Origin of the sequence: Neorhizobium petrolearium (genome assembly GCF_029854435.1) — a bacterium.
In the GTDB taxonomy this organism is placed as follows: Bacteria; Pseudomonadota; Alphaproteobacteria; order Rhizobiales; family Rhizobiaceae; genus Neorhizobium; species Neorhizobium petrolearium.
On sequence record NZ_CP123000.1, the window covers coordinates 2,321,290 to 2,332,607 of the forward strand.

Annotated in this window: 8 protein-coding genes; 2 read left to right on the top strand and 6 right to left on the bottom strand. The window is 59.8% G+C overall.

From position 1 onward, the window contains the following. The first annotated feature begins 8 nt into the window (after nt 1–8). Nucleotides 9–1,907 (top strand): ABC transporter ATP-binding protein, encoded by a 1,899-nt coding sequence (locus tag QEO92_RS11695; RefSeq protein ID WP_227703121.1) that lies wholly within the window; start codon nt 9–11, stop codon nt 1,905–1,907. A gap of 251 nt (nt 1,908–2,158) precedes the next feature. On the opposite strand, the gene mmsB is transcribed toward QEO92_RS11695, so the two are convergent. The 6 genes from mmsB to araD1 form a co-directional block, all read right to left on the bottom strand. Then, nucleotides 2,159–3,349 (bottom strand): multiple monosaccharide ABC transporter permease, encoded by a 1,191-nt coding sequence (gene mmsB / locus QEO92_RS11700; RefSeq protein ID WP_037147698.1) that lies wholly within the window; start codon nt 3,347–3,349, stop codon nt 2,159–2,161. Then, nucleotides 3,349–4,908: a multiple monosaccharide ABC transporter ATP-binding protein gene (gene mmsA, locus QEO92_RS11705; RefSeq protein ID WP_227703122.1), complete on the bottom strand. Its 1,560-nt coding sequence runs from the start codon at nt 4,906–4,908 to the stop codon at nt 3,349–3,351. The genes mmsB and mmsA overlap by 1 nt, the downstream gene beginning before the upstream one ends. Before the next feature lie 147 nt (nt 4,909–5,055). Next, a complete protein-coding gene (gene chvE, locus QEO92_RS11710; RefSeq protein ID WP_407721209.1) occupies nt 5,056–6,120 on the bottom strand; it encodes a multiple monosaccharide ABC transporter substrate-binding protein in 1,065 nt (354 codons plus the stop codon). A gap of 89 nt (nt 6,121–6,209) precedes the next feature. Then, nucleotides 6,210–8,054 (bottom strand): IlvD/Edd family dehydratase, encoded by a 1,845-nt coding sequence (locus QEO92_RS11715; RefSeq protein WP_227703123.1) that lies wholly within the window; start codon nt 8,052–8,054, stop codon nt 6,210–6,212. 2 nt (nt 8,055–8,056) lie between these two features. Next, nucleotides 8,057–8,983: a Gfo/Idh/MocA family protein gene (locus QEO92_RS11720; protein ID WP_227703124.1), complete on the bottom strand. Its 927-nt coding sequence runs from the start codon at nt 8,981–8,983 to the stop codon at nt 8,057–8,059. A 9-nt stretch (nt 8,984–8,992) separates the two neighbouring features. Then, nucleotides 8,993–9,985 (bottom strand): AraD1 family protein, encoded by a 993-nt coding sequence (gene araD1, locus QEO92_RS11725; protein ID WP_037147708.1) that lies wholly within the window; start codon nt 9,983–9,985, stop codon nt 8,993–8,995. A gap of 331 nt (nt 9,986–10,316) precedes the next feature. On the opposite strand from araD1, the gene ytfQ reads away from it, so the two are divergent. After that, complete coding sequence (gene ytfQ / locus QEO92_RS11730; protein ID WP_037147710.1) at nt 10,317–11,276, top strand: galactofuranose ABC transporter, galactofuranose-binding protein YtfQ; 960 nt, start codon at nt 10,317–10,319, stop codon at nt 11,274–11,276. Nucleotides 11,277–11,318 lie beyond the last annotated feature (42 nt).

Consider the following 11,318-nt stretch of genomic DNA (forward strand, 5'->3'; position numbering starts at 1 on the left):
AGGGATTGATGGCCGAGGAACTGGAAACTGAACGCGCCGACATTCGCGACGACGGCAGGCGCCCGCCCCGCGCGGTCGTCGGCTCGCACCGCATCGAAGAGGAGATCTTCGGCAAGGTCTTCGACGGCAATATCATCAAGCGCATATGGGCCTTCGTGCGCCCGTATCAGGTGAAGATCTATTGGGCCGTTGCCGCCGTCCTCACTTTCACGGCGATGCAGCTCCTGATCCCGCTGATCATCCGCTATGCGATCGACCACGGCATGCATCCCGGCAGCGTCGACCACAGCGTGCTCATCTGGTCGATTGTCGTGTTTCTTGCGGCGATCCTGATCAATTTCGGCGCCAGCTACGCACAGGAAATGCTGGTCGGCAATGTGGCCGAAGATGTGCTTTTCGACATCCGCAAGGCAATGTTCACGCATCTGCAGCGCGTTTCGCTCTCCTGGATGGACAAGACGGAGGTCGGCCGGCTCATGTCCCGTCTGCAGGGCGATGTAAACTCCATGCAGGAATTTCTCGAAACCTCGGTGCTTTCGGTTGGCGATATCGTCCTGCTCTTCGGTATCGTCTTCGTCATGCTCTATCTCGATTTCAAGCTCGGCCTGCTCACGCTCTCCGCCCTTCCCGTCCTCTTCATTGTCCGCATCTTCTGGCTGCCGCGCGCGCGGAAATCCTTCATGGCGGCGCATGAGACGAATTCAGTGGCGAACGGTGCTTTGGCCGAAGCGATCCACGGCGTCCGTGCTGTACAGAGCATGGACCGCGAGCGGGTCAATTTCATGCTTTACGACGACAAGGCCCGCGCCAACCTCAAGACCCATCTGGCGGCAGCGAAATATGCTCAGGTCATGGTGCCGATCGTGGATTCACTCACCGGCCTCGCCATGGCGCTCGTCGTCGTGGTCGGTGGCGCCCGCGTGCTGAACCAGGCGCTCGATGTCGGCGTGATGGTCGCATTCCTGTTCTACATCCAGCGCTTCTTCGACCCGATCCGTTCACTCACCCTGCAGTATTCGGTCATGCAGCGCGCCATGGCTTCGGGTCAGCGCCTGACGGACGTGCTGGACGTGCCGGTCGACATCAAGGATGCGCCGAACGCCAAGGTTCTGTCGCCGGATATGGACGGCTCCGTGGAATTCCGCGATGTCGTTTTCGGTTACAACCCCAAACATCCGGTATTGAAACACGTAAGTTTCAAGGTAAATCCGGGCGAAACGGTCGCGCTCGTCGGCCCGACGGGCTCCGGCAAGTCGAGCTGCATGTCGCTCATCCATCGCTTCTACGAGGTGCAGGGTGGCCAGGTTCTGGTGGGCGGCCACGACGTGCGCGAATTGACGCAGGATTCGCTCGGTCGACAGATCGCCATGGTGCTCCAGGAACCTTTTCTGTTCACCGGAACGGTGTTCGACAACATCCGCTATCACAAGACGGATGCGACACGCGAAGAGGTGATTGAGGCGGCCAAGGCCGTTGGCGCCCACGACTTCGTCATGCGCCTGCCCGATGGATATGACAGCCTGCTCGGCCAGCGTGGCGGCAATCTGTCGCTCGGCCAGCGGCAGCTGATCAGCTTCGCCCGCGCCCTGGTGGCGGACGCCAAGATCCTGGTGCTCGACGAGGCGACTGCCAATATCGACAGCTATACGGAAATGCTGATCCAGAAGGCACTGGTGAAGCTGCTCGAAGGGCGCACCGGCCTGGTCATCGCCCATCGCCTTGCAACGATCCGCGAGGCCGACCGGATCATCGTGCTACAGAACGGCGAGCTGATCGAAAGCGGCAATCACCGCGAGCTGATGAAAAACGGCAAGCTCTATTCGAAACTCTACAATCTCAACTATTCCTCATTCGATGACATCCCCGAAGACATCATCGAAGAAGCGGTTACCGATTCGGCAACGTGATTTTTCCCAAAACGAAAGAACCCTGAGCGCGGCTGACCCGCATCTGGGCTTTCTGTGGAACTACAGTTTCCGGGGATGAACCAGATTGCTTTCGAAGGAGGCTGGTCGAGACGCCAACTTCTCATTCGTCATGCTCGGGCCTGTCCCGAGCATCTGCCATCGTTCGATTTTGTCGACGTTTGCAGATCCTCGGCACGAGGCCGAGGATGACGCCGCAAAGGCGAAGTCTTGTCAAACATCTCCACAGCGCTTCAGCGCCGTTGGTTGTAGACGTCGACGCAGACGGCGCCGAGAAGCACGAGGCCCTTGATGACCTGCTGATAGTCGATGCCGATGCCGAGGATCGACATGCCGTTGTTCATCACGCCCATCAGAAATGCGCCGATCACCGCGCCCGTCACCTTGCCGACGCCGCCATAGGCAGATGCCCCGCCGATGAAACATGCCGCGATGACGTCGAGCTCGAAGCCGGTGCCGGCTTTCGGTGTGGCGCTGTTGAGGCGCGCAGCGACCACGAGGCCGCCGAGAGCCGCAAGCATGCCCATGTTGACGAAGGTAAGGAAAACCAGCCGCGTTGTCTTGATACCGGAAAGCTCGGCCGCGCGGGCATTGCCGCCGACTGCATAGATCTGCCGGCCAACCACGGTGCGCGTGGTCAGGAAGCTATAGGCGGCAATCAGCACCGCCATGATGATCAGCACGTTCGGCATCCCGCGATGCGACGAGATCAGAAAGGCGATGTAACCGACGCCGGCAAGGATCAGCAGGTTCTTGGCGACGAAGAAGCCAAACGGCTCTGTCTCGACGCCATGCGAAATGCGCCGCTTGCGGCTCGCGACATTCTGCACGATGAGGATGATTGCAAGGATGAGGCCAAGCACGAACGAAGTGATGTAGAGGCCACCGGCCGAGGAGATCAGCTCGACAACATAACCGGACGAAAGCTTCTGGAATATCGGCGGGAACGGGCCGATTGCCTGGCTGCCGAGGATGGCGATCATCAGACCACGGAAGACCAGCATGCCCGCGAGTGTCACGATGAAGGACGGTATCTTGAGATAGGCGACAAAATAGCCCTGGGCCGCGCCGATCAGGCCGCCGACCGCAAGGCAGGCAACGATGACGACAGCGAAATTGATCCCCCACGAGACCATCATGAGCCCGGCAAGGCCACCGATAAAGCCTGCGACCGAACCGACCGACAGGTCGATATGGCCGGTGACGATCACCATCAGCATGCCAAGCGCCATGATGACGATATAGCTATTTTGCAGCACGATATTGGTGACGTTGAGCGGCTTCAGGAGAACACCGTCGGTGGCGATCTGGAAGAAGATGACGATCACCACCAGCGAGATCAGCATGCCGAAGTCGCGGAGATTGTCCTTCAGAAAACTGGTCGCCTTCGGCGGCGCCGTGATTGCTTCCTGGGGCGTACTCATTATTCTCTCCCTTTGCGCCGCATGATGGCGCGCATGATATTTTCCTGCGTGGCTTCCTCACCGGACACTTCGCCGACAAACGCACCTTCGTGCATGACCACGATACGGTCGCAAATGCCGATCAGTTCGGGCATTTCCGACGATATGACGACCACCGCCTTGCCGGCATCGGCGAGCTCATTGATGATCGTGTAGATTTCATATTTCGCGCCGACATCGATGCCGCGTGTCGGCTCGTCCAGGATCAGCACTTCAGGCCCCGTGAAGAGCCATTTCGACAATACCACCTTTTGCTGATTGCCGCCCGAGAGCTTGCCGGTTTCCTGGTAGACGTTGTGGCTGCGGATGCGCATGCGAGCGCGGAATTCCTGCGCCACCTTCATCTCTGCGATATCGTCGATGACACCGCGCGAAGACACGCCGCCGAGATGGGCGAGCGAGACGTTCTTGCGGATGTCCTCCGGCAGAATGAGGCCGAGCTGCTTGCGGTCTTCGGTCACATAGGCGAGACCCGCCTTGATGGCCTTGTGGACGTCGGAAAGGTCGAGTTCCTTGCCGTGCATCTTGGCGGTGCCCGTGACATGACGTCCCCAGGACCGGCCGAACAGGCTCATGGCAAATTCGGTGCGCCCTGCGCCCATCAGCCCGGAAATGCCGACGATCTCACCGGCCCTGACCTTCAGCGAGACATTCTTGACCACCTGCCGGTCGGAATGTTGCGGATGGTAGGCAGACCAGTTCTCGACCTCGAAGATGACGTCGCCGATCTTCGGATCGCGCTTCGGGTAACGGCTCTCAAGATCGCGGTCGACCATGCGCCGGACGATCTCGTCCTCATCGACCGGGCCGGCATGGCAATCCATCGTGCCGACCGTGCGGCCGTCGCGAAGCACCGTGATACGGTCAGCGACTTCCGTGATCTCGTTGAGCTTATGGGAGATCATGATCGAGGTAATGCCGTTGCGGCGGAATTCCTTGAGAAGTTCCAGCAAAGCCGCGCTGTCCGTCTCGTTGAGCGATGCAGTCGGCTCATCGAGGATCAGCAGCCGTACGTCCTTCGACAGCGCCTTGGCGATCTCGACGAGCTGCTGTTTGCCGACACCGATATTGGTGATCAGCGTGTCCGGCTGTTCGGTGAGCCCCACCTTGGCGAGCAACGCCTGGGTGCGCTTGTGCCTCTCGCTGCGGTCGATGACGCCGTGCCGCGCCGGCGGATTGGTCAGGAAGATGTTTTCCGCGATCGACATCAGCGGAATCAGCGCAAGTTCCTGGTGAATGATGATGATGCCGAGCTTTTCAGAATCGTTGATGTCGCGGAAATGACGCTCCTCCCCCGCGAACAGAATCGAGCCTTCGTAGGAGCCGTGCGGATAGACGCCGGAAAGCACCTTCATCAGCGTCGACTTGCCGGCGCCGTTTTCGCCGACGAGCGCGTGGATCTCACCTTCCTGAACGGTGAAGCTGACATCGGAAAGCGCCTTTACGGCGCCAAAGCTTTTCGAAATGCCTCGCATTTCGAGAATGGGCGGCCTTTCGGCCAGCGGAACGGGATCGAGCATGATCACTCCGAAAATTAGAGCGTTTCCTGCGGGAAACGCTCCATATCCTTGTCTTGCGCAAATTCCGGACGGAAAATCGCTGCGCACTTTTCCCGGATTTGCTTGGGTCCACGCGGCAGATTTCCACCGCGCGGAGCAAAAAGCCTACTACTTGAGCTGCGATTCCTTGTAGTAACCGCCGTCAACCAGAACCTGCTTCCAGTTCGTCTTGTCGACGACAACCGGCTTCAGAAGATAGGACGGTACGACCTTCTTGCCATTGTCATAGGTCTTGGTGTCATTGACCTGAGGCTCCTTGCCGCTCATGACCGCGTCGACCATGTCGACGGTGACCTTGGCGAGATCACGGGTATCCTTGAAAATCGTCGAATACTGTTCGCCGGCGATGATCGACTTGACGGACGGGACTTCTGCGTCCTGACCGGTGACGACCGGCATCGGCATGTCGCCGCTGCCATAACCGACGCCCTTCACGGAAGAAAGGATACCGATCGAGAGGCCGTCATAGGGAGACAGCACGCCGTTCAGCTTCTTGTCGGAATAGGTGGAGGAAAGGATCGCGTCCATGCGGGCCTGGGCCGTTGCGGGGTCCCAGCGCAGCGTCGCAACCTTGTCCATGCCTGTCTGGCCGCTGCCAACCACCAGCGTGCCCTTGTCGATCAGCGGCTGCAGCACGCTCATCGCACCATTGTAGAAGAAGAAGGCGTTGTTGTCGTCAGGCGAGCCACCGAAGAGTTCGATGTTGAACGGACCCTTTTCGGTGTCGGCCTTGAGGCCCGTGACGAGCGAAGTCGCTTGCTGGACGCCGACCTGGAAGTTGTCGAAGGTGGCGTAGTAGTCGACATTCGGCGTGTCGCGGATCAGGCGGTCATAGGCGATGACCTTGATGCCCTGCTCATGGGCCTGCGCCAGTACGTCCGACAGGGTGGTCCCATCGATCGAAGCAACGACGAGCACCTTGGCGCCCTTGGTGACCATGTTCTCGATCTGCGCGAGCTGGTTCGGAATGTCGTCTTCCGCATACTGCAGGTCGACGTCATAGCCGCGTTCCTTGAGAACCTTCACCATGTTGTCGCCGTCGGCGATCCAGCGGGCCGAAGACTTGGTCGGCATGGCGACGCCGACGAGGCCCTTGTCCTGGGCTCCGGCCGGTGCGGCGAAAGCCAGGCCCGTCAGCATCGCTGCCGTGGTCAGATATTTTAGGATGCTCATGTACTGCTCCTCCTTGAGGCCGGCTTCTCTTGAGCCGCCTTGGTTCGGGATGAGGGCGGCCCCCCGCCGCCCCTGGGGATCGTTACCGATCAATGATTATCGCGTGGCAGTCCGGCCGTCTGGGCGATACGCTGGTATTTGACCGCCGGCTCGAGCACCGCGCCGGTTTCCATCTGGCCAACGATGCCCCGCTGGATTTCCTGCCAGGGTGTCTGGTGCTTGGGATAATGATAGCCACCACTGGCTTCCAAGGCCTTGCGGCGCTCGGCGAGCTCCTCGTCCGAAATAAGGATGTCGGCGGTACCGCGACCGAGATCGATCCGGACCCGGTCACCCGTCTTCAAAAGTGCGAGACCGCCGCCTGCCGCCGCTTCCGGCGAGGCATTGAGGATCGACGGACTGCCCGAAGTACCGGACTGCCGGCCGTCACCGATGCAGGCGAGCGAGGTGACGCCCTTCTTCAGCAGATAATCCGGCGCACGCATGTTGACGACTTCTGCAGCTCCCGGATAGCCGATCGGCCCGGCGCCGCGCATGAAGAGGATCGTGTGTTCGTCGATTTCGAGCAACGGATCGTCGATCCGGTGATGATAGTCTTCAGGGCCGTCGAAAACGGCTGCCTTGCCCTCGAACGCTTCCGGATCATCGGGGTTCGACAGATAACGATCGCGGAACTCCTTGGAGATGACGCTGGTCTTCATGATCGCCGACGAGAACAGGTTGCCGCGCAGGACCCGGAAGCCGGCGGCTGCCTTCAAGGGCTCCTCATAGCGACGGATGACCTTCTCGTCCTCGATGATCGCTCCGCGGCAATTCTCGCCGATCGTCTTGCCGTTCACCGTCATGGCGTCCTCATGGATAAGGCCCTGTTCCATGAGCTGGTTGACGACCGCCGGCACGCCACCGGCATGATAGTAGTCCTCGCCGAGATATTCGCCGGCCGGCTGCAGGTTGACGAGCAGTGGCACTTCTTCACCATAAGTCTGCCAATCGTCGACAGAGAGCTCCACGCCGATATGGCGGGCAAGTGCGTTCAAATGGATCGGTGCGTTTGTGGAACCGCCGATCGCCGAATTGACGCGGATTGCATTGATGAAGGCCTCCTTGGTCAGAATGTCGGAGGGCTTCAGATCCTCCTTGACCATCTCGACGATCCGAAGGCCGGTGAGATAGGCGACTTCCTGACGGTCGCGATAAGGTGCCGGAATGGCAGCCGAACCGGGAAGCTGCATGCCGAGCGCTTCGGCAAGCGAATTCATTGTCGTCGCCGTGCCCATCGTGTTGCAATAGCCGGTGGACGGCGCCGAGGATGCGACGAGCTTCACGAACCCCGCATAGTCGATCTCACCCTTGGCGAGCAGCTCGCGCGCCTTCCAGACGATGGTGCCGGAGCCGGTGCGTTCCCCACGGAACCAGCCATTCAGCATCGGCCCGACCGACAGCGCGATCGCCGGAATGTTGACGGTGGCCGCCGCCATGAGACAGGCCGGCGTCGTCTTGTCGCAGCCGATCGTCAGCACGACACCGTCGAGCGGATAGCCATAGAGCACTTCGACGAGGCCAAGATAGGCAAGATTGCGGTCGAGGCCGGCAGTCGGTCGCTTGCCCGTCTCCTGGATCGGATGGACCGGGAACTCGATGGCGATGCCGCCCGCCTCGCGGATGCCTTCGCGAAGACGGTGGGCAAGCTCCAGATGATGGCGGTTGCAAGGAGAGAGATCGGAACCGGTCTGAGCGATGCCGATGATCGGCCGATCCGACTGCAATTCGGCCTGGCTCAGGCCGAAATTCATGTAGCGCTCAAGATAAAGCGCCGTCATGTCCACGTTAGCCGGATTGTCGAACCAGGCACGCGAACGGAGTTTCTTCACCTCCTGGCGGCGTTGGTCGGTTTCGGCGATCTCGGTGGAGGGTGTATTTTCGGTGTTGCTCATCATTAGTCCTCAAAGGCGGCTGTTTGGATCCGCCGGCCCAGCATAAAGGCATCGGCGACATGCACCAGCGGCGAGAAATCGGTATCGATTGCGCCTTTCATGACAAGCGCCACGAAATCGCGATAGAGATTGCGGTATTCCTTGTCCTCTTCAACAATCACGCTTTCGCCATTGACGAAAAGCCGGCTGCCGCCATGGGTCAGCACCACCGACCCCTCGTCGGTCTCGACGCGGATGTCCCAGGTCTGCGGACCGGTCTGACGCCAGTCGAATTCCGCCGAGACGGGCACGCCGCCATCCGTCTCAAAAACGAGGCTTGCGGCGATCGGTGCAGCGCGATTGGCAGGGAAAGTCAGCTCCGAGCGGGTCAGATGGAATTCTTCCGGCAGGATGCGGGTGACGATTGACAGCGCGTTGATGCCGGGATCGAAAACGCCGAGACCGCCGGGCTCCCATATCCACGCCTGCCCCGGATGCCAGTGGCGGACATCTTCCTTCCATTCGACCGCCACGCTGCGGATTTTCCGCTTCGCCAGCAGCGCTCGCGCTGGCTCGACTGCGGCGGCAGCCCGAGAATGCCAGGTGGAGAAGAGTGTTAGACCTTTCCTCCTGGCGAGAGCTTCGAGCGCGTAAACCTCCGAGAGTGTCGCACCCGGCGGCTTTTCAAGCATTACATGTTTGCCGGCATCAAGCGCGGCCTTTGCCTGGCTGAAACGCCCCTGAGGCGGCGTACAGAGCGAAACGGCGTCGATTTCCACATCGGAATCAAGCAGATCGCCGATTTCGTGAAAACATGCAACGCCATCGAGCCTGGCGTGGCGGCTGGCGACAGCCACAAGTTCGATGCCGTCGGTGGCCTCGATCGCGCCCAGATGCTGGTCCCTGGCGATCTTTCCAAGCCCGACAATAGCAAGACGGATGGGAGCCATGGCCGCCTCTCAGAGCTTCTTAACTGTGACGGGCTTATCCGCGGCGACGGTCAGCCGATTGACGAGGGGCAGCTTGAAAGGGGCCGCCGAAATCTCGAATATGTCGCCGGCTTCCGTCTTGACGCCTTCGGAGAAGGAAAGCGTCGCCGTGCCGAAGAAATGCACATGCAGGTCGCCCGGCTGGCGGAACAACTCATATTTGAAGTTATGATACTCCAGATTGGCGATGGTATGGGACATGTTCGCCTCGCCGGAGAGGAACGGCTTTTCGAAGATCACCCGATCACCACGGCGCACCCGCGAGGTCCCCTCCACGTGATCCGGCAGATCGCCAACCAGAAGTTCCGGCCCCAGTGCAGCCTGGCGCAGCTTGGAATGGGCAAGCCAGAGATAGTTGCCCTTCTCGGTCACATGGTCGGAAAATTCATTGGCAAGACAGAAACCCAGCCGGAAGGGCGTGCCGTCCGGACCGATCAGATAGATCGCCGCAAGCTCGGGCTCCTCGCCGCCGTCGAGGGCGAAGGACGGCGAAACAAGTTCCTCGCCAGTTGCCCGAAGCTGTGATCCGTTGCCTTTATAGAACCATTCCGGCTGGACGCCGACCTGGCCCGGCCCGGGCTTGCCGCCTTCGACGCCCATCAGGAACATGCGCATGGAATCGGTTGGCTTCTCTGCCGATTGCGCCGCCTTGTGCATCTTGTCGCGACCATCGGCAGAGCCGAGATGGGTGAGACCTGTGCCTGCAACGACGAAATGCGCCGGATCCGGATGCGTGATCGGCAAAGCGAGACGCCCCTCGTCCGCGGCCCTTTTCAGATCGATGGTTTCGCCAAGCCCGACTGCATCGATTCGCTGTGAAAGCGTCTGGCCGGCCGCGATCGCCTGCATCGCGAGCTCATAGGTGGACGAAACGCCCGTGACGACACGGGCCGGACCTTCGCCTTCCCATGCAACAACCTGCAACTGGCCGGCGCCATTACGAACCTGAAGAACACGCAACATCGATTTCGTCACCCAAATGCTTCCATAACCCGCACGTCGCTTCCAAAGCCATGCGGTTCCTCCCGTCGGAATACCTGAGTTCCGATACGGTCATTAATACGACTATTGGATTGCGCTCCTGCTTGTCAAGAATGCGAAAGCAGGCACCTGATGCGCGCATCCGCCCTCTGTGATTGAAAATAAATAATTGATTTTCAATGAAAACTCGCAAGATAGCCCTACTCACCTCGGGCATTTTTGAAAATTATCAAAATTATCGCTTGAAAAAGTAATATTATATGCCAATCCTTGCCGCCGTCAGTTTGCTTTCTCATCTCTGGGAGGATTTAAGATGAAAAGAGCACTTGCGGCGGTCACCGTCGCCCTCAGCATGTCCCTGGCTTCGGGCGTTTCCGCTCAATCGCTTACGGTCGGCTTCTCGCAGATCGGTTCCGAATCCGGCTGGCGTGCCGCCGAAACCACCGTCACCAAACAGGAAGCGGAAAAGCGTGGCGTCAACCTGAAATTTGCTGATGCTCAGCAGAAGCAGGAAAATCAGATCAAGGCGATCCGTGGCTTCATCGCGCAAGGTGTTGACGCCATCTTCGTCGCTCCCGTCGTTGCCACCGGCTGGGATGCGGTTCTCAAGGAAGCCAAGGAGGAAGATATCCCGGTGATCCTGCTCGATCGCGAGATCGATGCACCGAAGGACCTTTACCTGACCGCCGTTACATCTGACACCGTTTTCGAAGGCAAGGTCGCCGGCGACTGGCTGGTGAAGGAAATCGGCAGCAAGGACTGCAAGGTGATGGAGCTCCAGGGTACCACCGGTTCCTCGCCCGCCATCAACCGCAAGAAAGGTTTTGAGCAGGCGATCGCAGCGCATCCGAACATCAAAATCGCCCGCTCGCAGACTGGAGACTTCACCCGCACCAAGGGCAAGGAAGTCATGGAAAGCTTCATCAAGGCCGAAGGCGGCGGCAAGGACATCTGCGCAGTCTATGCCCACAACGACGACATGGCCGTCGGCGCCATCCAGGCAATCAAGGAAGCTGGCCTGAAACCCGGCACCGACATCAAGGTCCTTTCGATCGATGCCGTGCCGGATATCTTTCAGGCCATGGCAAAGGGTGAAGCCAATGCCACAGTTGAGCTGACCCCGAACATGGCCGGCCCCGCTTTCGACGCGCTCGAAGCCTATCTCAAGGACAAGAAGGAGCCGCCGAAGTGGATCCAGACGGAATCGAAGCTCTACACCGCGGCTGACGATCCGATGAAGGTCTACGAAGCAAAGAAGGGTCTCGGCTACTGATCTCCCGCCGCCCGCCCCGCTCCTTCTTCAGGGGCGGGCGCC

Bases quoted from the DNA above. Each gene is read 5' to 3' on its own strand.
- QEO92_RS11695 (WP_227703121.1), top strand. From the start codon at position 9: ATGGCCGAGGAACTGGAAACTGAACGCGCCGACATTCGCGACGACGGC.
- mmsB (WP_037147698.1), bottom strand. From the start codon at position 3,349: ATGAGTACGCCCCAGGAAGCAATCACGGCGCCGCCGAAGGCGACCAGT.
- mmsA (WP_227703122.1), bottom strand. From the start codon at position 4,908: ATGCTCGATCCCGTTCCGCTGGCCGAAAGGCCGCCCATTCTCGAAATG.
- chvE (WP_407721209.1), bottom strand. From the start codon at position 6,120: ATGAGCATCCTAAAATATCTGACCACGGCAGCGATGCTGACGGGCCTG.
- QEO92_RS11715 (WP_227703123.1), bottom strand. From the start codon at position 8,054: ATGAGCAACACCGAAAATACACCCTCCACCGAGATCGCCGAAACCGAC.
- QEO92_RS11720 (WP_227703124.1), bottom strand. From the start codon at position 8,983: ATGGCTCCCATCCGTCTTGCTATTGTCGGGCTTGGAAAGATCGCCAGG.
- araD1 (WP_037147708.1), bottom strand. From the start codon at position 9,985: ATGTTGCGTGTTCTTCAGGTTCGTAATGGCGCCGGCCAGTTGCAGGTT.
- ytfQ (WP_037147710.1), top strand. From the start codon at position 10,317: ATGAAAAGAGCACTTGCGGCGGTCACCGTCGCCCTCAGCATGTCCCTG.